Source organism: Motilibacter peucedani, assembly GCF_003634695.1.
GTDB classification, from domain to species: domain Bacteria; phylum Actinomycetota; class Actinomycetes; order Motilibacterales; family Motilibacteraceae; genus Motilibacter; species Motilibacter peucedani.
Genome location: NZ_RBWV01000010.1, coordinates 314,187 through 338,648 on the forward strand (window position 1 = coordinate 314,187; position 24,462 = coordinate 338,648).

The following is a 24,462-nucleotide window of genomic DNA, read 5'->3' on the forward strand; positions in this document are numbered from 1 at the left end:
CCGACCTGTACCGCGTCGCCCGCGACCGCCGCGCAGCCGGTGACCGTGAAGCCGCTGACCTCGCGCTCGCATGGGCTGAGAGTGCCGCATGAGCGCCGAACGCGACCCGTTCGAGCGGGCACGACTCTCGAGCGAGACAGAGCTCGACGCCTTCTACAACCTCGGGCTGTCGAGCACCCATCACTGGCTCGAGAGCCGACCAGGCACTCAGTACGCCGAGGTCGAGGCCATGGCGCTGACGGAGCGCCGACACCGCCTTCACCGCATCGTCGACGGGATGATCGACCGCATCGCCGCCGAACGGCTGCGGGAGCGCCGACGTGGGCTGCTTGTCCCGCCCGGCGTGCTGGCCACCGTGTCCAGCATCGACGACGCGCGGGCGCGGCGAGGCGGTGCAGCGTGAGCGCCGACGTCCCGTTCTTCCTCGACGGCCCCGACTGGCTCCCGCCGCTGCTGCGGCAAGGGTGGGAGGCCTACCAGTGGCACCTCGAAGGCCTGGAAGCTGAGGCACCAGCTCCCGCTGCCGCCTGGCACCGTCACAGCCCCGAGCGCGCCGCACGCGTCGCCGCCGGATGGGTTCCTCGGGACCTGACACTGCAGCCAGCCTTGCCGCGTTACCTCATGACCACCGAGGAGCTCGCTCGACCGGAGACCCACGCGACCAGCCGGCACGTGGAGGCCGCGTGAGCGCCGCCACGCACGGGTGGAGCATCAACGGGCCCGACCCGACGTACCAGCCGATGGACGAATACGACGACCGCCACGACGATTACGACGCCCCGGTCGTTCTGCCACTGCCCGGCCTGGACATGACCCGCCTCGACGGTCCACTACCGGAGCCACGCTGGCTCGTCGAGAACCGCATCGTCCGTCAGAGCCTCACAGTCCTGGGCGCGAAGCCCGGAGTCGGCAAGTCCTGGCTCTCCATGGACCTCGCCGTCGCCCTCGCGGCCGGACGCCCATGGGTCGGCATCGACATCCCCCAACCGATGCGCGTCCTCTACGTCGACGCAGAGAACGGCGACGACATCGCGCTCGAGCGGATCCAGCAACTCGGCGGCACAAGCACGTCGCTCGGTGGGCGCCTGCACTACGTCACCGCCAGCATTCAGCTCCCTGCAGCGTCGGGTGTCGCCCGACTCAGAGCGACCATCGAATGGCACCAGCCCGACCTCGTCATCGTCGACACACTCGCCTCAGTCGCGCCCCTCGCGGAGAAGGACACCGAGAACTCGTCACTGTTCCTCGCCGGCGTCTGGCACCTCGCCAGAGACCACGGAGCCGCGATGCTCCTCCTGCACCACCTCCGCAAGTCACTGCAAGGCGCACCCCGGGACGACCCCAAAGACGCCTTCCGCGGCGCGGGCCACCTCATCGGGACAGCGTCGCGGGCGTGGGTCCTCGACCCGCTCCACCCGAAAGAGCCCAAGTTCCTCTGGCACGACGCCAAAGCCCGACGCGGCAAGGCGCAGCCCGCCACCCGCGTCGAGGTCGTCGACTACGAGGACGACGACGGCAACAAGCGCACGCGACTCGAGACGCAAGGCACCGTCGCCGGCGTCGAAGGTGGCTACGACGCGTATCTCGCGGCCGTCCTCGCCTACATCGACGCACGCCCCCTCAGAGAGGCCCGCACCGTCGACCTCCTGGCCGTCGAAGATGCACCGGCCGAGCGGACAGCGAAGGACTACCTCAACCGGGCCACCGCCTCCGGCGTGCTTCACAAACCACGCCGCGGCGTCTACCGGCGAGCCGAACCAGAAGCCCTCATGGACCCACCCCGAAGTGGATCTTTGCACGAACCTAACGACCCGGAGGACGACGACTGATGTGCACGAACCCTGCACAAACCCCGCACGAACCCTGCACAACCAGTGCCCAAGACGCCCGTCGTGCCGCCCGCAGGAAAGCGGCGACGACGAAGTGCACGAAGTGCAGGAGGTATATAGAGATGCACGTCCCGCACTTCGCAGGAACGAAGGTGGCCGTGACAGCCTGAACTGGCCCCGGTAGGACGCCTCGATCCGGCCCCACCTGTTGCTGGCTGTGACGGTTTGATCTGGCCCCACTTCGACACGCCGGGTTGGTTGTGACGGTTTGATCTGGCCCCACCCTGAGGGTGGTCATCGACATCGGTGACCAGCGGAGGGCGGGGCGGGGATGGGGTCGAGAGTGGAACAGTTCGCGGCGATCAGGCGGGACGAGCGGGTCGAGGGGTTGTCGATCCGTGAGCTCGCTGAACGTCATCACGTTCACCGGCGAACCGTCCGGCAGGCGTTGGCCAGTGCGTTGCCGCCGGAACGCAAAACGCCAGTGCGAGTCTCGCGTCGCCTTGAGGTGTTCAAGCCGGTCATCGACACGATGCTCCGCGCGGATCTCGACGCGCCGCGCAAGCAACGCCACACGGCCCGCCGTGTCCTGGCCCGTCTGGTCGATGAGCACCAGGCCGTCGAGGTGTCCTACTCGACGGTGCGGGACTACATCGCTCATCGACGGCCGGAGATCGCGATCGAAGCAGGACGGGCGTCAGCGGACGGGTTCGTGCCGCAGACCCACCCGGCCGGCGCGGAGGGCGAAGTCGACTTCGCAGATCTGTGGGTGGTGCTGGCTGGGGTGAAGACAAAGACGCAGTTGTTCACGTTGCGGCTGTCGCACTCGGGCAAGGCGATCCACCGGGCGTTCCCGACACAGGCTCAGGAAGCTTTCCTGGAAGGGCACGTCTACGCTTTCGAGCAACTCGGTGGTGTCCCCACAGTGCATGTTCGCTACGACAATCTAAAGTCGGCGGAGTCACGGGTCCTGCTCGGTCGCAACCGGGAGGAATCCGACCGGTGGGTGGCGTTCCGCTCGCACTACGGCTTCGACGCGTTCTACTGCCAACCTGGAGTCAACGGGGCGCACGAAAAGGGCGGTGTCGAAGGCGAAGGCGGCCGGTTCCGCCGCAACCACTGCGTCCCGATGCCCGTCGTCGACTCGATCAGCCAGCTGAACGAGCTGTTGGCTGCGGCCGATGCGAAGGACGACTACCGGCGCATCGCGAACCGGGCCACGACCGTCGGCCACGACTACCTCATCGAGAAGCCACTGCTGCGGCCGTTGCCGGCGACGGAGTTCCCGACCTGGCTGACCCTCGAGCCGCGGGTGGATCGCTACGCCCGGATCACGGTGCGGCAGTGTCACTACTCGGTGCCGGCGAAGCTGATCGGGCGCCGAGTCCGCGTTCGGCTCGGCGCAACGACGTTGACCGTGTTCGACGCCCGGCACGAAGTCGCTCGACACGAGCGGATCACAGTTCGCGGTGAGCAGTCGCTGAACCTGGACCACTACCTAGAGGTGCTGCAACGCAAACCGGGTGCGCTGCCCGGCGCGACAGCGTTGGCCCAAGCCCGCAAGGACGGCACGTTCACCCCAGCGCACGAAGCGTTCTGGGCCGCCGCCCGCCACGCGCTCGGCGACTCCAAGGGCACCCGAGCGTTGGTGGAAGTGCTGCTGCTGCACAGACACCTGCCCGCTGCTGACGTGATCGCCGGGATCACCGCGGCGTTGCGCCTGGAGTCGGTCAGCCCTGACGTCGTCGCCGTCGAGGCCCGCAAGTTCGGCAACGCGGCCGCGCCGCCGTCGCCTGGATCCACCGGGCCCCAGGTGATAGACCTTGCCCAACGTCGAACCATCGCAGGCGCCGTCGTCCCAGTCGACGAGCGGCCTCTGCCGTCCGTGGCGCCCTATGACGATCTCCTCGGGCAGGTAAACCGATGAGTACCCGCACAGGCGTGACGGAGCAGGCCGCGTTAGCAGCGATCGACGGCGGTTGCCGCACGCTACGGCTACCCACGATGCGCTCACGGTTCGCCGAGATCGCGACTGCCGCGGAACGGGAACAGCTGTCCTACCTGGGATTCCTCGCCGAACTGGTGATGGCCGAATGCGATGACCGCGACACCCGCCGCGCTGCCCGGCGCCTCGCAGCAGCTGGGTTCCCACGCGACAAGCGAGTCGACGAGTTCGACTTCGCCGCCAACCCCATCGTCACCGCCGCCGTGATCAACCAGCTCGCGACGTGCGCCTGGGTCAGGAACGGGCAGCCGCTCTGCCTCATCGGGGACTCCGGCACCGGCAAAACGCATCTGCTCATCGCGTTGGGAACCGCCGCCGCCCAGGCTGGGCACTCGGTCCGCTACGTCCTCGCCTCAAAGCTGGTCAACGAGCTGGCCGAAGCGGCCGACGAGAAGCAGCTGTCAAAGACGATTGCCCGCTACGGCCGCCTCGATCTCCTGCTGCTCGACGAGCTGGGCTACATGGAACTCGACCGCCACGGTGCCGAACTGCTCTTCCAAGTGCTCACCGAACGCGAAGAGAAGTCCGCAGTCGCGATCGCATCCAACGAGCCGTTCTCCGGCTGGACCAAGACCTTCACCGACCCCCGGCTCTGCGCCGCCATCGTCGACCGCCTCACCTTCAACGGCCAGATCATCGAAACCGGAACGACCAGCTACCGGCTGGCCCACGCGCGGGCGAAGCGGTCAACGACCACTGAACGCCGCGCGCAGGCATGACCGTCAAGCGGATCGCAGCCTGACTCCCGGCGGTCGAATTGGCTCGGGCATGTATTCGACGTGGTACTCCTGACCCAGTTCGGCCTGAAGTTTCGACACAAGCTGGCGACCCGCGTCGACGAACCGTTCAGCATCCGTCGCGGACTCGAACCCACCTCTCTCCGGCCAACCCGCCATTACCCAGGCATGCTGGGCGTTCCACGCTGCCAGGTCGGAACGAAGTCCCTCGCTGATCGCCAGGTCCGCGGGGTCGACTCCGACAGCGCCGTCGCGAGCACTGCGCGAAAGGCCGGAACCGCCGTTCACCGCCATCAGCTTGATCCAGACACGTGGAGTCGACCGCTGAAGCAGCTCCACCGCCTCGGCGAGAACCTGAGTCTCCAGAAGAGCGCGGTCTTCAGGATGGTCCTCGAGCTCCGACGCCAGCCCGACGAAGATCCGCAGGTCTCCGCTGTCTTCGACCTCTGAAGCCCACCGCCAAATCCTGCGCGCTCCGGCCTCCGGCACGATCTCAGCCTCGACAACGGCGCGCGCCGTCTCGCGGACCAGGTTCCACCGTGCTCGATCCTGGTCAGGAAGCTCGATGCCAAGTTCGTCGAGCACCCGTACGAACAGATCGCGCGAGGCCCTCACATCTGACGGGCTCTGCGCCGCGAGCTCGCCCAAAGTCGGGCTGTCCACTCCGCGCCCGAGCGCTTCAACTGCGAGCGCGGGCAACTCCTCCGTTCGGAGCTCTCCAGTGACAAGCTCCCACGCTGCAATCGCCAACGGGTCTGCTCGCACCTCATGAACCCTAGCGACACGAACGCCTGGCGGGGCCACTTCGAGGCGTCACACCGGGGCCAGTTCAGGTTGACATGGCCACGAAGGACAGGAACCGTCCCAAGACACGCTCCGTCGGCAGGTGGGCAGCAGGTAGTCGGGGACCCCTTGGAGCGGTCGACCTCATGGGAGTCGGCCGATGACGACGCCGCTGTCTTCCCGGTGTCCCGCCCGGTCTAAGCGCTCGGGAGAGCAGTGCAAGAGGTTCGTCGTCGGGGGCGGTGTCTGCCCGATGCATGGCGGGTCGGCCCCGCAGGTACGCGCGAAGCGTGAGGTGCGAATCGCGCTTCAGGAGCAGCTCGCGTCGTCTGAGCGTCGTTCCTCGGCTGACATCTTGGTCGACGCGCAGCACGCCGCTGACGTGGTCGCACGAGACCTGCAGACGAGCATCGAGCGCGGCACGGCGACCCCGGGCGACGTCGAGCAGCTGATGGCGGCGTGGCAGCGGGCTGCGTCGCTGGCGAAGGTGACGGCGGACGCGCGGGTCGATGAGCGGCGGGTCGGTATCGCGGAGCAGCAGGGCGACTTGATGGCCGCCGGTGTGCAGTGGTTGCTCGACGAGCTCGGTCGGAACGACGCGGCGGGTCGTGCGCTCGCCGGCCGCATGTTCAGCGCCCTCGGGCAGGGTGTGTTGCCGTCTCGGGTGGTCCCCGGGGAGGTGTCGGCGTGACGGAGGAGGAGTGGATTCGGCAGCAGGTGCGGCGCGACTTCACGGCCGCGGCGAGGGAGTTCGAGCGGTTGCTGGCAGACCGCGACCGACGCAACCTAATGCCGAAGGATGGTCAAGACGAGGCCTCGGGCGCCCTGTCTGGGGCGCCCGAGGCCGCTTCCTCAGCTCGTGTGCTCAGTGGACGGGCAACGCCTCACGACGTCGAATCGGACGGGGAAGTCGCTCTGCGCGGATCGGATCGCGATCTCGACCTCGATCGGCACGAGGTCGGGGTGGTAGGGGCACCTGTCGGCGGTGCTGGTTGTGGCCATGGCGTCGCGGTCCAATCCGTAGGCGGTCCAGTGCTGGGTCGTTCAAGCGTTGAGAACGCTACGGACGACGCCAGCGTTACGTCCGGTCGAAACGAGTTGACCTCGTGAGCGGCCCCGGCGCCCTGTGGGAGCTCGGGCAGGATGCGGCGTCGGCGTGGCTGGCGCTGGCGAAGGCGCTCGAGGTGTCCGGGCCGACGCCGTGCGAGGCCGCCGACGCCCGCCTGTGGTTCCCAGAGGGCAACGGGCAGCGGTTGGCGTCGCAGGCCGCGAGGGAGGCGTGTGGGGGCTGCCTCGCCCGTGCTGAGTGCCTGGCGTTCGCACTGGCCGCGGACGAGCGGCACGGCATCTGGGGCGGGCTCGACGTCGACGAGCGGCGTGAACTGCGCCGGCAGGGGAGGGCAGCGTGAGCTACGACGAGCTCTCACGCCGACTTGATGATCACGAGGAGTCCGATGAGTGCGATGGCGGCGGTGGCCCACATGAGCAGATCGTCGAAAGAACCCCATGGGCGCTTTCCGCGACGCTTGCGCCAGCGGTCCTGGAGGAAGCCGAGCGTGCCGACGGCGAGCAGCACTATCCCGAACGTCAGGTCGTCCACGTCCGAATCCTCGCAGGCGGTGTTCTGATGAGCAGCGGGCTGTCGTCTGCGGAGATTACGCGGGTCGCGGTGCGGGTGCTGCAGGTCGCGCATGCTCAGCCGACCCCGAACGCCGCGGTGGCGGCGGTGCGGAACGTCCTCGAGTCGGTGTCGGATGCGGACGCCCGCCGGGTCGTGGCGTGCCTGGCGGTGCTGTCGACGCAGATGGCTCCGGTACGGGCTGACGTGCCGCGCTGGCTGTCGTGGCTTGACCGGGAGCGCAAGCGCGGCGAGGAGCTGCTGCTGTTGCGCCAGCTGTGGGATGAGGAGGTGGCTCCGTGAGCGGGACAGGTGTGGACGTGGCGCGCGTGCGGGAGTTGCGGGACGAGGGCATGTCGGTGCGGGCGATCGCGGCCGAGCTCGGGACGTCGAAGTCGACGGTCGCGAGGCTGCTGCGTCCGCCGGCCGTGATGAAGCCTGAGGCGCCGCCGGTTGAGCCTGAGCGGTACTTCCGGTCGGTGCGGACTGGTGGGCGGTGGCCGGACGACCGGGCCACGGTCGAGCTGTTCCTGGCTGAGCGGTGGGGCCGGCAGGTGCTGGTCGACGCGAGTGGGCGGTACTTCTGCTCCGCGTGCCAGCGTCTGCTCGACGAGGCGGAGACCCTCGAGCTGGGGAACGGGCATGCGGGCACGCCGGGCTTCGGCGTGCGGTCCCGCCGGTGGGTGCAGTTCGGTGACGAGCCGGTGCGGGTGGTGGGGTTGTGGTGAGCGCGTGGGCGTCGGGGGAGGGCGTGTCGTGGCGCGGCGGTGGTTGGCGCCGGCTGGTGTGTGTGGTGCGTCGTCACCGGTGGTCGTCGTCGGTGGTGTCGGGGTCGGGCGCTGTTGCTGTGGCGTGTGTCCGGTGTTCGGAGTGCCTGCTGGTGCCGTTCGCGGATCGGGCGGACGTGTTGGGCGCGGAGCGGGAGGTGCCGGGGGCCGCGTGGTTGGGGACGGGTGTGCCGTCGCGGCGGGCGTTGGCGATGTTGGGTGCGTTGAACTTGGACGACGGTCCGTCGCTGGCTCGGCTGCGGGCGGAGGCTGCGTCGTCGCCTGGCCCGTCGTTGGATGCCCAGTTGCGGCTGTCGTTGCTGTTGCTGGACTTCGCGGCGCGGGACGGGTGGGCGTCGCGGGGGGCGCTGTTGAACCGGGTGGGGTTGCTGCACGAGCGGGACTTGCTGGAGGCGCAGCGTGTGGCGGCTGGCGGTGAGGGCCTTGTCTGATGAGCGGTTGGTGACGGCGTTGTCTGGCCCGTGCCTGGTGGTCGGCCCCGAGGGGGCGTTCTTGTTGCTGCGGGCGCTGCAAGAGATGGAGCGCCGCCTGCGTCGGGACGGTGTCGGTGTGTCGGGTGAGGTGCGGCGGTTGAGGGAGGCGTTGGAGCCGGCGGCGTTGGCGTGGGTCGAGTCGGTGGGTGGTTCCGCTGGCGGTAGTGCGGAAGTTCCGCAGCGGCCGGAGTCGTCAGAGTGGGTGGAGTCGATGACGGTGGAGGAGGTGGCGCAGGTGCTGGGGACTTCGACACGGTACGTGCGCTCTCTGGCCATGTCGGAGGCTTTGCCGGCTCGCAAGGTGGGCCGGTCGTGGACGTTCGATCAACTCGATGTGCTGGCGTTCGCCGGCGCCCGGCAGGACAGGAACAGCGCATGAGCAAGCACGGCACGGACGCGCAGGACTTCATCGCGGCCCGCCCTCTGGGTGGTGGCGCGACGAAGGTCGCTGCTGCGGCGGCGGAGTCGCTGAGTGACGTCGAGTTGGTGAAGTGGGCCTATGCGACGGGGCGCGTCGATGCGCGAGGAGCCGACAAGGCCCGCATCATGATGTTCTTCGACAAGAAGCGTGCGGAGACGCGTGCAGAGCTGCTCGCCGCAGAAGGCGACCGGCATCCCACCACCGGCAGCTACCTCGACCTGAGCGAGCAGGCCGTGATCGAGCGGCTCGGCGAGTACAAGAAGCAGAACGACGAGGCGGCCCGCGAAGCGCGACAGCGAGCGGAGATCGCCGCGTCTAGGGCGGCGACGCAGGCGGCTGTTGCCGCGGCGTCTGCGTCGCGCGCGCCCGTCCGGTTGTCGGCTGTGGCGGCGACGCAGGGTCTGCCGCCGGTGATGGCGTCGGGGATCGACCCGTCGGTGCTGCTGCGGGTGCCGCAGGTGGCGTGGAACGGGCTGGCTCACAACCCGAACCGGGCGGAGGTGGCGCAGGCGATCCTCGAGCTGACGTCGCTGCCGGCGGGGAGCGCGGAGCTGACGGACACGGCGCTGATCTACGCGAGCAACGAGGACGCGACGGCGCATCACCACGCCGCGGACGCGGCGGCGCGTGCGGCGGACGAGGCCGCGGTCGACAACGACCCGGAGTTCAAGGCGTTCGTGCAGGGCCTGTCGGAGTGGGACGGCCGGTAGTGCGGGTCGCGGCTCGCGGCGTCAACGTCACCCCTGGGCTGTTGCTGGTCCGGCGCGGGGGAGCGAAGGTAGGTGAGCGGTGCAGTCCCTTCTCGCTGCGGTGACCCTGCCTGCGCCAACGGCCGCTGTCCCCGTCTTCTCAGAGCAGCTTGGAGAAGCGGTCGAGTTCGCTGCGCGCCCGCAGCAGACTGTACGCAAGCTGCGGCATTGTGGCCGCATCGAGGTGCTCAAGGAACTGCTCGGCGAGGGTGAGGCAGTCGTGGGCGACGGAATTCATCCATCGTCCGAGGTCGCCGATGACTTGGAGTTCGTCGAGGTTGGCCGGCACTCGGTGCAAGCTGAAGTGCACGACGTGCTGCGACGCGGTGTCCCACACCGCGCCGAGACGCTCTGCTTCGGGGCCGGTCGCGCGAGGGACTCCGAAGTGCGACGAGTTGAAGTCGCGACGGTCGCCGTGCTTCACCAGGAATTCGATGAGCAGCCGTGCGCTCGTGAGGAAGGACTCGATGCACGCTTCCTGGATGACCAGGTCGCTGGTGGCGGCCATACGCACGGGTGTCCCGCCGACTTGGTCGATCGCGAGCCGCAGGTAGTCCGTCATGCGCTGCAACTGGTCAGTGTTGGGCTGCGTCGGCATGGTATTGCAGGCTAGGGCGCGGCATGCAGTCCCGGGAGGCAGGCATGCCTGAAGCGCCTACGAAGGAGCCGCGGAGCGCCTTGGCGGCGCTGGTGCCGTCCCCCTCGCCGAACGCGCGGCCGGTGTCGCCGGACTACAAGCCGACCCCCGCGCCAAAGCCGACGTTCACCGTCATCCCACCGTCGAAGACGCAGCAGGCGGAGGACGACCGGGTCGCGAAGCTCGCGCCGCGCACGCTGGGCGCGTACGAGATCGCGCTCACCGCGCAGAAGGCGGGGTTCAAGGGTGACGCGCTCGTCGTCGCCGTAGCGGTCGCCGAAGCCGAGTCGTCCGGGCGGACCGACGCGACCGGCCCGGTAGTCCCCGACATCCCCGCCAACGACTGGATCGGCGCGGTCCGCTCGGCGATGGGCCTGTGGCAGATCATGCCGGCAGCGGCGCAGTCCGGGGCCGCGTACACCGGCTCCGCGTACGACCGCGTCCTCGACCAGTCCGTGTCGGGTGTGCGGGACTCGCGGCTGCTGTTCGACCCCGACTTCAACGCCCGCTCCGCGTACGCCATCTCCAAGGGCGGCACCAACTGGAAGCCGTGGTCGACCTACACCAGCGGCGCTTACCTCACCCACATGGCTGACGCCCGCGCCGCCGTCCAGTCCATCGGCGCCGCACCCGTCGACGGCAACCCGTCGGCGTCGACGTCCGGTGAGCCGTTCGTCGACGTCACCTGGTCCGACGGCGCCCTCATCGGCGTGCACTTGGGCGGCACCGCCCGCGGCACCGACTTCGGCGCGAAGGTCGTCGGCGGCTCCATCGACCAGTCCGTGAAGCAGCCGTCGGAGCTCACCCTTGAGATTCACGACGCGACCCTCGGCTACCTCACGTCGTCGAAGCTGAAGCGCGGTGTGCGGTTGCAGGTCAACCGGCAGCGGTTCACAGTCACCGCCGTCGAGATCAGCGACGGCGGCGCGGGCGCGCACCTCACCGTGCAGGCCATGCCCACCGGCATCGTGTCGCTGATGCACACCGACCCGCCCACCGTCACCGGCATGCCCGCCGGCGACTACGTCGGTCTCCTCGCCCGCGCCGTTGGCGTGAGCTACATGCCCGCGTCAGGCAAGGGGGTAGCGACCGGTGCGGGGGACGCCGGGCAGGGCGCCACGGAACCGCAGGACGTGAAGGCGAACCCGACTGATGACGTGCTGTCGGTGCTGAACCCTTACCGGCCGACGCCGCCGGCGGGTCAGCGGCGGGAGAACGCGTGGGAAGTCGTGCAGCGGCTCAACACCGCCAACGGGTACGAATGTTGGGAAGACGCCCGCGGCCTGTACTGGGGGCCGGCAACGTCCAGCATGTTCGCGCCGGCGCTGTACGTGTCGTGGCGCGGGCAGCCCGCGACGTCCCCGTCGGGGGCGGTCCGCGCGCTGCAGGTGCCGTCGGTGTCGTTCTCCACGCCCGGCAGGGGCCGGTACGCGCGCGTGTCCGGTTCGTTCCAGATCGCCGCCGCCGACGCCGGCAGGGTGGTGCTGGGGCAGCGCGTCGACATGGCGCTCGGCGCGCTACTCGTCGCCCGCCCCGACGTGACCGACCCGCGCGGCATCCTCGGCTCCAACGCCCCGGCCGTGCACTCACCGACCGGCGGGCCGGCCACAACGCAGGCAGCGGACGGCATCACCGACACCGGGCAGCTGCGTGTCACGCGCATCCACCGTGACCTCGGCCGGCTCGAGCAGCCGTTGACGGTCGAGTTTGAGTCGGCGGTCAACCTGATCGGTACCGACGCGCCTGACCCGGCGATGAAGGCACCTGTCGGGCTGCCCGTGCCGGCTCTGTTGGACGGCACTGTGAACCCGTACAGCTCGGACGTGGCGGTGGCGACGGCCAGGAAGGCATCGCGTGGGACTTGTGTGCCGAACTCGTGCATGCACACGGTGGGGAACTGGTACGGCTACCAGTCATCGGGCTGGGAGCGGGCGATCGACGGGTGGAACGGCACCCCCGACCGGTACAAGCACCCCGACGACCCGAACCCGCCGGCGGGCGCCCTGTGCTACTGGGCGGGCGGAGCGGCCGGACATGTGGCGATGTCGATAGGCGACGGCACGGTCATCAGCACCGACGCCCCTCAGATCGGGCGGGTCGGCGACCCGCTGCCCCTGGCATGGTTTAGCGCACATTGGCGAGGCAAGCGGTACCTCGGTTGGTGCAGCCCCTACTTCCCGCACGGGGTGCCCTATTGACCGAGCCGGTGGGATGTGCCGGTTACCTTGTTCCGCTGACGTCGGCACTCTCATCCTCTAGCGTCAGCGTGGTGCGCCGGAACGACTGCCTGAGCCCTTCGTCTATGGGTCGCCTCACGTTCGGGCTTGTGGGATTAATGCTCGCCGCAGTGCTGGTGGGCTGCTCCTCGTCTGGTGCTGCCAGCAGCGTGGCGGCTGAGCCGGCCGCGTCCGCCCCTCCACCCGCTGCGGCGCCTACGCCCGCCGAGTGCCCACCGATCAAGGCTGTGCTGACAGAATTGGCGGCGCACAGTGGGGATTCGCCGGAGCAGTTGTCCGACTTGAGCGAGCAGTTGGCGAGCGCGCACCTCGACGCTGTCGCGGCGCCGCCCGACGACGCGGGGTTCATGTTGTTGACGACGAGCCAGGCCTTGCTAGACCTGCTGATGACCGAAGCACTGCCGAGCATCCCTGTCGATCAGTTGGAGTCTTCAAAGGCAGCGGCTGCGGCCAACTTCGGCCACGCTCACGATCAGTTCGTCGCGGTCTGTGGGCCCCTTCCGGCGACGACCTTGAGCGTCGGGTAGCAACAAGATCACTCCTGCAGCTGCCGCGCACTCGCCGTTGATTGAGCCGTTCGCCTGACGAACAACCACCGGCCGTCTTACGGTGCTCACCGTCCGCTAAGTCCTTGGGGGGAAACGATGAGCCGTCACACCACCAACCGCGTCCTGGCCGCACTCGCCGGCGTAGGCATCGCCACGCTCAGCATCGGGGTCATCGCGCCCGCAGCCGAGGCAGCGCCCAGCCACTCGATCATCGTCGCGGCTAAGCCCATGCACCCCCGCGGCCCCGGTGGTGCGACCGCCAAGTGCCGCGACGGGTCCTACTCGCACAGCAAGCACCGCCAGGGCACCTGCTCGCACCACCACGGTGTCGCCCGCTGGTACTGAGAGCGTCACAGTGGCTGGCAAAGGCAAGAAGGGCGGCTCGGCCGGTGGGTCGGAGTCAGACGACAGGCAGTGCGTGATTTGTCGGGACGTGATCGAGCCCGACCCTGACGAACCGGGTTCATGGATCGACGCGTGGGGCGATTACCGGGGCAGTGACCTCGAAGGGCTCGACGTCTACCACGATCACGATCCCGACCCCGACAGCGTTCGCACGATCGCGTCCCAGAGGGCTCTTGTGCGTGCTCGCGCTGACGAGCGACGGACCCGGGAGAGGCAGCGGCTGATACAGGGTGCCCTCGTTGGAGGGTGGGTCGTGTTCACCGTGGTCTGTCTGTGGGTGGCCTTCACGCGGTACTGAAGCTAGGTGCCTGCCAGTCGGGCTGTCGAACAGGGCCAAGCCCGCTCACACTCGACGCAGACACTCAGGCCATCGACGTCCGGATGAGACGCCTGGTGCAGCGTGAGCAGAGCGGCGACGAGGCGTTCGTACGGTCGGCCTCCGTGGTGCCGGTCGAGGTGCGGCTCAGCTGCCAGTAGGACCGCACGGGCGACGGCGTACTCGCCCCCAGCTGGGACCGTGGGGGGCAGCATGCGAGCCGCGGCCTCCACCGCCTCAGCCAGGTGCGCGCTCATGCCGCAGCATCGGCTCGCCGCTCTTCCGCTTGAGGCGGCGACGGCGAACTGTCCGCCGCAGCTCACCGACGAGCCCAAGGCGTCAGAGTTGCGTCGAGATCGTCTATCAGGCATCTACGATGCCAAGCCACTAGATCTGGGGGTTATCGCGTGGTGGAGATGAGCGACTGGGCCGGGCTCGTCAGGGGCCGGACAGACGACTTCGACGCCCTGACCGTCAGTGCTACCGTCGCGCCGGCTGGGGGCAGTTGGAGCGGGCCGTTCCGGGTCGTTGGTAGTGACGGGAACGACTACTTCGTCAAGTCCCTCGAGACGTGTCCCGCTGGAGAGGGCGCGTCTCTGGCGATCGAGCACGTAGTGGCGGGTGTTGGCCGGCTGATCGGTGCTCCGGTCTGCACCACCAGTCTGATCCGCATCACCTCAGACATCGCTGGCTGGGAACCTCGCCCCGGCGTCCCGCTGGCCCCAGGCCTTGCTCACGCGAGCCGGGCGCTCGAGCACGCAGACGAGATGGGTCGGCCGGCCCTGTCGGCGCGCCATCAGGACGACAACCGCCGTCGCCACGCCGGCATCTACGCCCTCTTCGACTGGTGCGTGGGCTCTGACAACCAGTGGTTGTACGACCTCGACAACGACCGGACCATCTACAGCCACGACCATGGCCTCTACCTTCCCCCGCCCGGGCGTGCGATTATAGATGCAGCGTCGCTTCAAGCCCAGGTGGACGTGCCGAACCAGCTCTCAGACCCCGCTGACGGTCTTCTCCCGGGTGCGGTCGAGGATGTGGCGCAGGCGTTGGAGCGGGTGACGCGAGCCGACTTGGCGGCGGTGCTGAACTCCGTTCCCGCTGCGTGGCCCGTGACCGATGCGGACCTCGAAGCACTCGGCTGGTTCTTGGAGAGGAGATGCACCCCGGTGGCGGAACGACTTCGGCGGATGCCTCTAACGACGACTGGGACCGCTCAATGAGCCGGTTCAGCTACTCCCTTGTGCGCTGTGTGCCCGACCCCAGGACGGGCGAGTTCGTTAACGTCGGCGCGATCGCCGGCAGTGCCGAAGCCGGAGAGTGGGCCGTCCGGCAGGTCAGCAGCGAAGCGCGCGTGCGCAAGCTCGCCGGCCCGCGCGAACTTGAGGCGGTTCATGGCTTCCTTGCGCGCGTTGGCGAGCAGGTCGACATCCAGATGGAACTGGACGCGGGCGATGTCAATGAGTCGCTACCCGCGTCCTGGCTTGAGGACCTGCACCATGATCACCGCAATGTGGTCCAGCTATCGCCGCCGGCCGTGGTCGCCGCATCCAGCGCGGAGTCGGCCCTAGACTTGATCTTCGAGCGCATGCTCATCGACCCCGTATCACAGCCGCGCGACTTCGTCGATAAGAAGAAGGTTGTAAGCGGTCTTCGTGCCGCCTACAAGCGCGCAAGTATCGCTGACGATCTTGTCAAGACTCGCGTTGACCTCTTCGTTGGGGACCACCTCCGAGCACCCCTGGACTTCGCCATCGCCAACGGAGTCGCCCTCCAGTTGACGCAGGCCTGGTCCTTCCAACGGGCGAGTGTTGACCAGGTAACGACCGAAGTGAAGGCATGGGGGTATGCCCTCGCCAGGCTGCGAGAGGGCGCGGCCGCTCGCGTCGTCGGTGTCGGCGGTCACGTGAGCTCCCTGGCGCCCGAAGTTGACCTCGAGGTCGTTGTCGCCCTACCGAAGACAAAGGACCAGGAGGCCGCATACGAGGAGGCCACGCAGGTGTTCAATCAGTTGGACGCTTCGGTGCGCCCCCTGGACGAGGTCGACTTCGTTAGTGCTAAGGCGGCTGAGCTTGTGGCTGCACATCACTAAGGAGGAACTCCACTGAGTCATGACACGGCACCGACCCGGGGTAGGTTCAGGAGCGCGGCGGTCGTCTCCTCGTCCGCGACCTGCACGTACCCCGCGGTCGTCTGCAGCGACGCGTGCCGCAGCAGCTCCTGAGCGACCCGCAGGTTGGCGCCGGAGCGCACGAGCTCGGTGCCGTACCAGTGCCGCAGGCTGTGCGGCGTGCCGGGGATGCCGGCGCGGCGCATCGCGTTCCCGATGATCGTCGACACCGACCCGCCAAGGATCGGCGCGGCGGCCAGCGACTCGTCGGGCCGGCGCCGACCGGAGCCCTGCACGTTGCCGACGTGCGTCGGAAACCAGAACCCGCGCCGCGGGTAGCTGGCCGCTTCCGCGGCGATGATCGGGTGCAGCGGCAGCGCCGAGTCGAGCCCGCCCTTCCCGACGACCCGCAGCTGCTGGGAGACGAGGTCGACGTCCTCGCCCCTGATCTTCGCGATCTCATGCACCCGCAGCCCCTGGTACGCGGCCAGCAAGATCATCGTGCGGGTGCGCCTGTGCATGCGGACGTTGAGCAGCGCCTCGAGATGCCCGGTCGCGACCGGCTTGGGGCGGCGGCGCGGTGTCCGCGGCGGGGGGAGCAGGTCGCACGGATTGTCCGTCCGCAGGCCCATGGCCTGCAGCCACTTGAACCACGACTTGAGGCTGGCGTAGTACGTCTGCTTGGTGCCGGCGCTAAACGGGCCGTCGAGCCCGCGTGCGATCTCCTGAGCGGAGGCGTGAACCGGGTCCGCGCCGGTGCGGGCGGCGAACCGGACGACGAGGTTGTGCCGATCGTGGATGGTGCGAGCGCCGTTGCCCTGGGCGCGCTGCCAGATCGCCCACTGCCGCAGCAGCAGGTCGAGCTCGACCGTGGGGATGTACCGGGGGCGGATCGCTGTCCCAGGTCGCGTGGCGAGGGCGGTGCTCACGCCTGGCCGCCGGCCCGCTCGACCGTCGCAGCGGCACGGAGCACCGCGCGGGACACGCGGCGCGCTTCCGCCGCGGTGAGCGCTCGACCGGTCGGCACGTTGACGACGACCTCCGGCTCGAGCAGTTCGTGCACGGGCGCGTCGCCGAGGATGGCGCGCTCGTACTGGTCGACGGCCACGCTCACCTCCCCGCCACCGAGCAGCGGGAAGCGGTCGAGCACCGCGTGGTGCGAGCGTGACGTCTCACCGCCGAGCACCTCGTCGAACGCGTGCGACTCCGCGCGCCGCTCGCACCACGCCGGGCACGGGAGTGCGGTCGCCGCCAGGTCGGGCGCCGCTTCCGCTAGAGACGGGTCCTGAGGCGCGCGGCCGGCAGTCGCGAGGAGCTGCTGCAGCGCGCCGGAGAGGGTGCCCGCGTCCGCCAGCGACAGGACGCCGGCGGCCGGCAGGTCGACGACGACCCGGGTCGGCTCGCCACGGTCGGCGATCAGCCACCCGCTCGGCCCGGCCTGCGGCCCGAGCGGCTCGCTCACGCACTGGTCGACGCCGGCGACGTCGGGGCTGTCAGGGGCGATGTGCTGGCTGCACCACGGCTGGTGGGCGGTGGTCGTGATGGTCATTGCGGGCGTCTCCCTTAGTCGGAGATATTGCGCCGCACAACGCTTCCACCTGCGACGCTGTGGAAGTGGTGCACCACAGCGCTAACTCGTTCCTAGTGCGCGACTACCTGGACTAGCAGCTGTCGAGCAGAGCGGTCGACGACAGAGCCCCGGCCCCCCGCGAGGGGGGACCGGGGCTCTGTCGTGCTCGCGGTCGTACGCGTGCTGCCTCGGGGCGCCGGGCGCCTACCGCTCGTCGGCGGGCGCGACCGCCGGGGTCTCCTCGAGCCGCTCGGTCTCGTCCTGGATGTCGGTGGCTACCTGGCGCAGCGCGTCGGCGTGCTCACGGCCGTGGTGCGCGCAGAACAGCAGCTCGCCGCCGCTCTCCAGCGTGACGCGGACGTAGGCCTGGGCGCCGCAGCGGTCGCACCGGTCGGCTGCCGTGAGGGCAGCGTGGGCAAGGGTGGTGGTCACGGTCCCTCGTCTCTTTCGTCTGGCCCCTGCTCGCAGGGGCGGGTGTCCGGTGCTCAACAACGTCCTACCACGTTACGTTCGTCGCCCACCCTCCCACGGACGTGTTCGCGCACCGCGATGCGCGTCCCCGCCCGCGGGCGCGTCGCGGGATAGCCTGGCGCCGCCAGTCAGCACGAAGGAGCAGGTGTCAGCCACGGTGGCAGCCAACCCCGAACCCGTCCCCACCGCCAGCGGGGGCGCCGACCGCACCAGCGGCTACACCGCCCGCCACCTCTCGGTCCTCGAGGGGCTCGAGGCGGTCCGCAAGCGTCCCGGCATGTACATCGGGTCCACCGACGGCCGCGGCCTCATGCACTGCATCTGGGAGATCATCGACAACGCCGTCGACGAGGCCCTGGCCGGCTTCTGCAGCCACATCGACGTCGTGCTGCGCGCCGACGGCTCGGTGGAGGTCCGCGACGACGGCCGCGGCATCCCGGTCGACGTCGAACCGCGTACCGGTCTGACCGGCGTCGAGCTGGTCATGACCAAGCTGCACGCCGGCGGCAAGTTCGGCGGCGGGTCCTACGCCGCCTCCGGCGGCCTGCACGGCGTCGGCGCCTCGGTGGTCAACGCGCTGTCGAGCCGGCTCGACGTCGAGGTCGACCGCGCCGGCAAGGTCCACCTCATGAGCTTCCGGCGCGGCGACCCCGGCGTGTTCGCGGGCGAGGGCCCCGGCGCGCCGTTCACGCCGCAGTCCGGGCTCGTCGTCGCGGGCAAGGCCAAGCGCGGCGTCACCGGCACGCGGGTGCGCTGGTGGGCCGACCCGCAGGTGTTCCTCAAGGACGCGGTGCTCGACCTCGAGCAGCTGCGCTCGCGCGCCCGGCAGACCGCCTTCCTGGTGCCCGGGCTGCGCATCGCCGTCCACGACGAGCGGGGCGTCGACGGTGCACCGGCGAGCGTGGAGGAGTTCCACTACGTCGGCGGCATCGCCGAGTTCTGCGAGTTCCTCGCCCCTGACGCGCCGCTCAGCGATGTGGTGCGCCTGCAGGGAGTGGGGCACTTCAAGGAGACCGTGCCGGTGCTCGACGACCAGGGCCACCTGGTCTCGACCGAGGTCAGCCGCGAGATGGCGGTCGACCTCGCGCTGCGCTGGGGCACCGGCTACGACAGCGTGACCCGCTCGTTCGTCAACATCGTCGCCACCCCCAAGGGCGGCACGCACGTCTCGGGCTTCGAGCGCTCGATCACCAAGACGCTCAACAAGCGGCTGCGCGACGCCCGCGTGCTGCGCGCCGCCGAGCCCGACGTGACCAAGGAGGACGTGCTCGAGGGGCTCACCGCGGTCGTCACGGTCAAGTTCCCCGAGCCGCAGTTCGAGGGCCAGACCAAGGAGGTCCTCGGCACCAACGCGGCCTCCCGCATCGTGGCCCACGTGGTCGAGAAGCAGCTGGGCGACCTGCTGGCCAGCACCAAGCGCAACGACAAGGCGATGGTCGCCGCGATCCTCGACAAGGTCGCGTCGGCGGCGCGCACCCGCATCGCGGCGCGCCAGCACAAGGAGAACCAGCGCCGCAAGAACGCGCTCGAGACCTCGTCGCTGCCGGCGAAGCTCAAGGACTGCCGCTCCGAGGACGTCACCCGCACCGAGCTGTTCATCGTCGAGGGCGACTCGGCGCTCGGCACGGCGAACTACGCCCGCGACTCGGCCTACCAGGCACTGCTGCCCATCCGCGGCAAGATCCTCAACGTCCAGAAGGCCTCGGTCTCGGACATGCTCAAGAACAACGAGTGCGCCTCGATCATCCAGGTGATCGGCGCCGGCAGCGGGCGCACGTTCGACCTCGAGGCGGCGCGCTACGGCAAGGTCATCCTGATGGCCGACGCCGACGTCGACGGCGCCCACATCCGCTGCCTGCTGCTGACGCTGCTCTACCGCACGATGCGCCCGCTCGTCGACGCAGGAAGGGTCTTCGCGGCGATGCCGCCGCTGCACCGGATCGAGGTCACGGCGCCGAAGAAGGGCCAGCCGAAGTACCTCTACACCTACACCGACGTCGAGCTGCGCCGCACGCTGCACGACCTCGAGCGCCGCGGCGTCAAGTGGAAGGACCCGGTGCAGCGCTACAAGGGCCTCGGCGAGATGGACGCCCACCAGCTGGCGGAGACCACCATGGACCCCGCGCGCCGGACGCTGCGGCGGGTGTCGGTGAGCGACGCCGAGGCGGCCGAGTCGGTCTTCGAGCTGCTGATGGGCAACGAGGTGGCGCCCCGGCGCGACTTCATCGTCGACGGCGCCGCCAAGCTCGACCGGGAGCGGCTCGACGTCTGAGCACGTACGCCGTCGGCCAGCGTTGCGATCAGGCAACGACCCGGCGTGGCTGGTCAGGAGCGCGGCGAGTCGCACCGATACTGGTGCAAGTGTCCCGCCCTGCTCGCCTCGTCGCCCTCTCGCTCGCCGTCTCGCTGACCCTCGGCCTGGCGGGGACGACCGCTGCCCGCGCCGAGGACCCGCTGTCCGCGCCCGCGGACCTCGCCGCAGCCGTACGCCTCGCGGCTCCTGCCGCTGCAGGCGCGACGACCGCGGCCGCCGCCTCGCCTGTCGACCAGGCCGCTGCCGCGGCGCAGTGCGACCTCTCCTTCGGGAAGGCAGCCCCGACCCGCGACCCGGCCGACGCCAACGCCCTGATGCACGGGCGCGTCGTCATCGGGCACTACGGCAGCTTCCGGCTCACGAAGGACCCGAGCTGGCGCCCGGTCCGCACGCTCGACAGCTCGGGCAACGACCACATGCACAGCCTGTTCTGGCTGCTGCCGCTGCTGCGCGAGGGCGTGCGGCGGCACAACAAGGCGATGGTCGACCGGTTCTACGCGGTGCTGGCCGACTGGGTGGAGGACAACCCGCCCGGCGGGCGCACGCAGGCGCACGCCTGGGGCGACCCGATCCAGCAGGGCTACCGCGCGCTGGTGCTGACCTGCGCCGCAGCCGGCCCCTTCGGCACGGCGCCGTGGCTCGTCGCCTCGATGAAGCAGCACGTCGCCTACCTCTCCAGCGCGCGGCACTACCAGGGCAGCAACAACGCCTCGCTGCACCAGCAGATGGGCGTCTACGCGCTGTCGGCCGCGCTGCGCTGGCCGGCGCCGCGGGCGGTCGCGGTGCGCCGCATGAGCGCGCTGGTCACCCGCCTGGTGAAGGCCGACGGCTCCGACGGCGAGGCGTCCCCGGCCTACGCGCTGAGCAACTACGGCTGGTTCCTCGACGCGGCCGAGCGGATGCGCCGGGTCGGCGACCCGATCCCGGCGAGCTTCGGCGTGCTGGGCAACGTCCCTGGCTTCATCGCCGCCGCCACCCGCCCCGACGGCAAGCTCGAGTCGCTCGGCGACACCAGCCCGGCGGCCGTCTCGCCGACGCTGTGGCGCGGCACGGTGGCCGAGTTCGCCGCGACCGGCGGCCTCACCGGTCCCCGTCCTGAGTCGGTCTTCGCCGCCTACGCCGGTGGCTACGTGTTCGGCCGCTCCGGGTGGGGGCAGTCGCGGCCGCTGACCGACGAGACGTTCTTCTCGCTGCGGGCCGGCGCCCGCAGCGGCATCCCGCACGCCCACGACGACGCCACCTCGCTCACGCTCTACTCCCACGGCAGCCCGCTGGTGCTCGACCCGGGCCAGTGGCAGTACCAGTACGGCCCCATGCGCTCCTACGTCATCGGCCACTCGGCGCACAACGTCGTCGTGGTCGACGGCGCCCGCCGGGTCTCGCAGGGCACGCCGCCGCTGCAGGTGGCCTCGACCGGTGACATCGACGTCGCCACGACCGTCGACCGCGGCTACCGCGGGACGACGGTGACCCGCACCGTCGCCTACGACCGGGCGCACGACGCGATCGTCGTCTGGGACCGGCTGCACAGCGCCACGTCGGTGCGCGCCGCCCAGCAGTGGACGCTGGGCGCCGACCGCAGCGTGCAGCTCGCCGCCGACGCCGCCCACACCGGCGGCGCGGGCGGCAACCTCGACGTGCTGGTCAGCACGCCAGGCACGGCGCTGACGGTCGCGTCCGGGGCGAAGAGCCCCTACCGCGGCTGGGTCTCGTCGGGCTACGGCACCATCAGCGCCGCTCCGTCCCTGCGCTCGACCGCCACCGGCACCGACCTGCAGTGGGTCACGGTCCTGGTGCCGCGGGCGGCCGGCACCTCGGCCTCGGCCGCGGCGAGCTCGGCCTCGGTCGGCCCCGCGGGCCTCTCGGTGCGGGTCGACACCGCGGCCGGCTCCTCCGTGCTCACGCTCGACGGCGGCACGGGCGCTGCGCGCTCGGGCACCGTGACCCCGACGGTCGCGGCCTCCGACGGTCTCGTGCTGGCCGGCACAGCGGCCGGCTTCTCCCTCAGCGGGCTGGTGCCCGGCGCGCCGGTCTCGCTCGAGGCGGCCCCGGTCGACGGGGCGACCGGCTGGGCCCCCGTGGTGGCCGGCACCGCCTCGGCGGCCGGCACCTTCACCACCTCGGCCCCGGTGCCGGTGTCCACCCAGTTCCGCGCGGTCTCGGGCGGCACGGCGTCGACGCCCGTCCTCGTCGCCGCCGCTGTCGCCCCCACTGCGCCGGTCGTCTCGGTGAGCGCGGGCGCCGCGGGCTCGGCCACCGTCAGCTGGACCCCGCCCGTCTCCGACGGCGGCGCGCCCCTGACGGGCTACACGCTGGCGATCGGCGGCCGGACCACCAAGCTGGCCCCCGACCGCACGAGCGTGTCGCTGACCGGGCTGGCTCCCGGGCCGCTGCCCGTCGTGCTCACCGCCACGAACGCGGTCGCCCGCTCGGCGGCCGGCCGTGCCCGCGCGGACGTCGCGGTCTACCCGACGCTGGTCTCGGTGTCGCCGCGCGGGCGCATCCGCGACGGCCACGTCGTGACGCTGCGCCTGGCGGGGCTGCTGCCCGGCCAGGCCGCCGTGGTCGAGGCGACGCCGCCGGCACCCGCGGCGGGCGGCGCGGCGGTCGCACCGTCGCGTACCCGCGTGCGCGTGGCGGCCGACGGCACCGCGGTGCTGCGGATGACCCCGCACGCCACGGCGACCTGGACCGTCACCTCGGCCGGCGTCACGTCGAGCCCGGTCGCGATCACCGTGGTCCCGAAGCCGGCAGCGAAGCCGGCGCCGAAGAAGAAGTAGCCCGCTAGCGGGGGCGCACCACGCGCGCCTCGTCCCACACCGGCTCGGGCGCTTCATAGACCGTGCCGTCCGAGCCGAAGACCAGGAAGCGGTCGAAGCCGCGCGCGAACCACCGGTCGTGCGTCACCGAGACGACCGTGCCGTCGAAGCCCTCGAGACCCTCTTCGAGCGCCTCTGCCGACTCGAGGTCGAGGTTGTCGGTCGGCTCGTCGAGCAGCAGCATCGTCGCGCCCGACAGCTCGAGCAGCAGGACCTGGAACCTCGCCTGCTGGCCGCCCGACATCGAGTCGAAGGCCTGCTCCGCCTGGCCGTTGAGCCCGTAGCGGCGCAGCACGCTCATCGACGCGCGCAGGTCGAGCCCCGAGCGGTCGCCCTCGCCCCGGTGCAGCACCTCGACGAGGGTCCGCCCGAGCAGCTCGGGGTGGGCGTGGGTCTGCGCGAACCAGCCCGGGACGACCCGCGCGCCGAGCCGCGCGACGCCGGTGTGGGCGACGGGTTCCCCTGCCTGCAGGCGCAGGAAGTGCGACTTGCCGGAGCCGTTGGAGCCGAGCACCGCGAGACGCTCGCCGTAGAACAGCTCGAGGTCGAACGGCTTCATCAGCCCGGTCAGCTCGAGCGACTCGCAGGTGAGGGCGCGCACGCCGGTGCGCCCACCGCGCAGGCGCATCGTCACCTTCTGCTCGACGACCCGCTCGGGCGGCGGCCCGGCCGCCTCGAACTTCGCGAGCCGGGTCTGCATGGCGGAGTAGCGGCTGGCCATGTCAGGGCTGATCTTCGCCTGCTGGCGCAGCGTGAACACCAGCTGGCGCAGGCGCTCGTGCTCTTCCTCCCAGCGCTTGTGCAGCTCGTCGAGCCGGTCGCGTCGCGCCTGCCTCGCCGCGGCGTAGGTCTCGAAGCCCTCGCCGTGCACCCAGGCGCCGTGCGCCTCGATCGTCACCACCCGGGTGGCGCTGCGGGCGAGCAGCTCGCGGTCGTGGCTGACGAACAGCACGGTCTTGGCCGACTCCTGCAGCGCGGCCTCGAGCCAGCGCTTGCCCGGCACGTCGAGGTAGTTGTCCGGCTCGTCGAGCAGCAGCACCTCGTCGGGCCCGCGCAGCAGCGCCTCGAGCGCCAGGCGCTTTTGCTCCCCGCCCGAGAGCGTCGAGAGCCGGCGGTACTGGCAGGAGACGAACGGCATGCCGAGCGCGGCGGTCGTGCAGACGTCCCACAGCACCTCGGCCTCGTAGCCGCCCGCGTCGCCCCAGTCGGAGAGCGCGTGCGCGTAGGCCATCTGCGTCGCCTCGTCGTCGCGCTCCATCATCGCGAGCTCGGCGGCGTCGAGCGCGGCGCCCGCAGCGCGTACGGGTGGCGGCGCGACGGAGAGGAGCAGCGAGCGCACGTCGCTGTCGTCGCGGATCGAGCCGATGAACTGGCGCATGACGCCGAGCCCGCCCTGGTGCACGACCGCTCCGCTGACCGGCGCCAGGTCACCGGAGACGATGCGCAGCAGCGTCGTCTTGCCGGTGCCGTTGGCCCCGACCAGCGCGGTCTTGGCGCCGTCGGCGACCCGGAAGCTCACCTCGGCGAAGAGCTCGCGCCCGTCAGGCAGCGCGTAGCCGACGCGTTGCACGTCTACATACCCCATGGGCCCAGTGTCTCGTGCCGGGGCTGCTGGCCACGACCCCCGTG

The 24,462-nt window shown here is 70.4% G+C and carries 25 protein-coding genes; 19 read left to right on the plus strand and 6 right to left on the minus strand.

Annotated features, from left to right (window positions below):
• Nucleotides 1–88: 88 nt before the first annotated feature.
• The 5 genes from CLV35_RS06260 to istB all read left to right on the plus strand — a co-directional run bounded on the left by CLV35_RS06260 (nucleotide 89) and on the right by istB (nucleotide 4,553).
• Nucleotides 89–403: a hypothetical protein gene (locus CLV35_RS06260; protein WP_121192603.1), complete on the plus strand. Its 315-nt coding sequence runs from the start codon at nucleotides 89–91 to the stop codon at nucleotides 401–403.
• Entirely contained in the window at nucleotides 400–687 is a 288-nt protein-coding gene (locus CLV35_RS19950; RefSeq protein WP_183061784.1) for a hypothetical protein, read from the plus strand. Before CLV35_RS06260 ends, CLV35_RS19950 begins: the two co-directional genes overlap by 4 nt.
• Entirely contained in the window at nucleotides 684–1,829 is a 1,146-nt protein-coding gene (locus CLV35_RS06265; protein ID WP_183061786.1) for an AAA family ATPase, read from the plus strand. The genes CLV35_RS19950 and CLV35_RS06265 overlap by 4 nt, the downstream gene beginning before the upstream one ends.
• A 331-nt stretch (nucleotides 1,830–2,160) precedes the next feature.
• A complete protein-coding gene (gene istA, locus CLV35_RS06270; RefSeq protein WP_121192605.1) occupies nucleotides 2,161–3,756 on the plus strand; it encodes an IS21 family transposase in 1,596 nt (531 codons plus the stop codon).
• Nucleotides 3,753–4,553: an IS21-like element helper ATPase IstB gene (gene istB / locus CLV35_RS06275; RefSeq protein ID WP_121192606.1), complete on the plus strand. Its 801-nt coding sequence runs from the start codon at nucleotides 3,753–3,755 to the stop codon at nucleotides 4,551–4,553. Before istA ends, istB begins: the two co-directional genes overlap by 4 nt.
• A 3-nt stretch (nucleotides 4,554–4,556) precedes the next feature.
• On the opposite strand, the gene CLV35_RS06280 is transcribed toward istB, so the two are convergent.
• Nucleotides 4,557–5,336, minus strand: coding sequence for a hypothetical protein (locus tag CLV35_RS06280; RefSeq protein WP_147431892.1), 780 nt, complete (start codon nucleotides 5,334–5,336; stop codon nucleotides 4,557–4,559).
• Nucleotides 5,337–5,514: 178 nt separating this feature from the next.
• Between CLV35_RS06280 and CLV35_RS06285 the strand changes: the two genes are divergently transcribed.
• From CLV35_RS06285 to CLV35_RS06315, 6 genes are all read left to right on the plus strand, one after another.
• Nucleotides 5,515–6,045 carry a hypothetical protein gene (locus tag CLV35_RS06285; protein ID WP_147431893.1) on the plus strand — a complete coding sequence of 177 codons (531 nt, stop codon included), beginning with the start codon at nucleotides 5,515–5,517 and terminating at the stop codon, nucleotides 6,043–6,045.
• Nucleotides 6,046–6,460: 415 nt separating this feature from the next.
• The gene (locus CLV35_RS06290) at nucleotides 6,461–6,763 is read left to right on the plus strand and encodes a WhiB family transcriptional regulator (RefSeq protein ID WP_121192609.1); all 303 of its coding nucleotides are present in this window, start codon (nucleotides 6,461–6,463) and stop codon (nucleotides 6,761–6,763) included.
• A complete protein-coding gene (locus CLV35_RS19680; protein WP_147431894.1) occupies nucleotides 6,760–7,275 on the plus strand; it encodes a hypothetical protein in 516 nt (171 codons plus the stop codon). The genes CLV35_RS06290 and CLV35_RS19680 overlap by 4 nt, the downstream gene beginning before the upstream one ends.
• Before the next feature lie 17 nt (nucleotides 7,276–7,292).
• Nucleotides 7,293–7,700: a helix-turn-helix domain-containing protein gene (locus CLV35_RS06300; RefSeq protein WP_183061788.1), complete on the plus strand. Its 408-nt coding sequence runs from the start codon at nucleotides 7,293–7,295 to the stop codon at nucleotides 7,698–7,700.
• A gap of 459 nt (nucleotides 7,701–8,159) precedes the next feature.
• Nucleotides 8,160–8,612 (plus strand): helix-turn-helix domain-containing protein, encoded by a 453-nt coding sequence (locus CLV35_RS06310; protein WP_147431895.1) that lies wholly within the window; start codon nucleotides 8,160–8,162, stop codon nucleotides 8,610–8,612.
• Nucleotides 8,609–9,364 (plus strand): hypothetical protein, encoded by a 756-nt coding sequence (locus tag CLV35_RS06315; protein ID WP_121192614.1) that lies wholly within the window; start codon nucleotides 8,609–8,611, stop codon nucleotides 9,362–9,364. The genes CLV35_RS06310 and CLV35_RS06315 overlap by 4 nt, the downstream gene beginning before the upstream one ends.
• Before the next feature lie 139 nt (nucleotides 9,365–9,503).
• Here CLV35_RS06315 and CLV35_RS06320 read toward each other — a convergent pair whose 3' ends face one another.
• Complete coding sequence (locus CLV35_RS06320) at nucleotides 9,504–10,001, minus strand: hypothetical protein (RefSeq protein ID WP_121192615.1); 498 nt, start codon at nucleotides 9,999–10,001, stop codon at nucleotides 9,504–9,506.
• A gap of 80 nt (nucleotides 10,002–10,081) precedes the next feature.
• Between CLV35_RS06320 and CLV35_RS06325 the strand changes: the two genes are divergently transcribed.
• The 6 genes from CLV35_RS06325 to CLV35_RS06345 all read left to right on the plus strand — a co-directional run bounded on the left by CLV35_RS06325 (nucleotide 10,082) and on the right by CLV35_RS06345 (nucleotide 15,641).
• Entirely contained in the window at nucleotides 10,082–12,238 is a 2,157-nt protein-coding gene (locus CLV35_RS06325; RefSeq protein ID WP_121192616.1) for a transglycosylase SLT domain-containing protein, read from the plus strand.
• A gap of 71 nt (nucleotides 12,239–12,309) precedes the next feature.
• Nucleotides 12,310–12,804, plus strand: coding sequence for a hypothetical protein (locus CLV35_RS19685; protein ID WP_147431896.1), 495 nt, complete (start codon nucleotides 12,310–12,312; stop codon nucleotides 12,802–12,804).
• A gap of 117 nt (nucleotides 12,805–12,921) precedes the next feature.
• Nucleotides 12,922–13,170 (plus strand): DUF3761 domain-containing protein, encoded by a 249-nt coding sequence (locus CLV35_RS06335; protein WP_121192618.1) that lies wholly within the window; start codon nucleotides 12,922–12,924, stop codon nucleotides 13,168–13,170.
• A gap of 88 nt (nucleotides 13,171–13,258) precedes the next feature.
• A complete protein-coding gene (locus CLV35_RS06340) occupies nucleotides 13,259–13,528 on the plus strand; it encodes a hypothetical protein (protein ID WP_121192619.1) in 270 nt (89 codons plus the stop codon).
• 425 nt (nucleotides 13,529–13,953) lie between these two features.
• A complete protein-coding gene (locus CLV35_RS19690; RefSeq protein WP_183061790.1) occupies nucleotides 13,954–14,772 on the plus strand; it encodes a HipA family kinase in 819 nt (272 codons plus the stop codon).
• Complete coding sequence (locus CLV35_RS06345; protein ID WP_183061792.1) at nucleotides 14,769–15,641, plus strand: DUF3037 domain-containing protein; 873 nt, start codon at nucleotides 14,769–14,771, stop codon at nucleotides 15,639–15,641. The genes CLV35_RS19690 and CLV35_RS06345 overlap by 4 nt, the downstream gene beginning before the upstream one ends.
• Before the next feature lie 17 nt (nucleotides 15,642–15,658).
• Here CLV35_RS06345 and CLV35_RS06350 read toward each other — a convergent pair whose 3' ends face one another.
• The 3 genes from CLV35_RS06350 to CLV35_RS06360 form a co-directional block, all read right to left on the minus strand.
• Nucleotides 15,659–16,588, minus strand: coding sequence for a tyrosine-type recombinase/integrase (locus CLV35_RS06350; RefSeq protein ID WP_121192621.1), 930 nt, complete (start codon nucleotides 16,586–16,588; stop codon nucleotides 15,659–15,661).
• Nucleotides 16,585–17,208 (minus strand): DUF6907 domain-containing protein, encoded by a 624-nt coding sequence (locus CLV35_RS06355; RefSeq protein WP_121192622.1) that lies wholly within the window; start codon nucleotides 17,206–17,208, stop codon nucleotides 16,585–16,587. The genes CLV35_RS06350 and CLV35_RS06355 overlap by 4 nt, the downstream gene beginning before the upstream one ends.
• Nucleotides 17,209–17,433: 225 nt before the next feature.
• Complete coding sequence (locus CLV35_RS06360; RefSeq protein ID WP_121192623.1) at nucleotides 17,434–17,661, minus strand: DUF7455 domain-containing protein; 228 nt, start codon at nucleotides 17,659–17,661, stop codon at nucleotides 17,434–17,436.
• A 196-nt stretch (nucleotides 17,662–17,857) separates the two neighbouring features.
• On the opposite strand from CLV35_RS06360, the gene CLV35_RS06365 reads away from it, so the two are divergent.
• Together CLV35_RS06365 and CLV35_RS06370 are read left to right on the plus strand one after the other, a co-directional pair.
• Nucleotides 17,858–19,972, plus strand: a complete 2,115-nt coding sequence (locus tag CLV35_RS06365; protein WP_121192979.1) for a DNA gyrase/topoisomerase IV subunit B — start codon at nucleotides 17,858–17,860, stop codon at nucleotides 19,970–19,972.
• An 89-nt stretch (nucleotides 19,973–20,061) separates the two neighbouring features.
• Nucleotides 20,062–22,794, plus strand: a complete 2,733-nt coding sequence (locus CLV35_RS06370) for a heparinase II/III domain-containing protein (protein WP_121192624.1) — start codon at nucleotides 20,062–20,064, stop codon at nucleotides 22,792–22,794.
• A gap of 4 nt (nucleotides 22,795–22,798) precedes the next feature.
• Here the strand turns inward: CLV35_RS06370 and CLV35_RS06375 are convergent, their stop codons facing one another.
• Nucleotides 22,799–24,418, minus strand: coding sequence for an ATP-binding cassette domain-containing protein (locus CLV35_RS06375; protein ID WP_121192625.1), 1,620 nt, complete (start codon nucleotides 24,416–24,418; stop codon nucleotides 22,799–22,801).
• Between the last annotated feature and the right edge of the window lie 44 nt (nucleotides 24,419–24,462).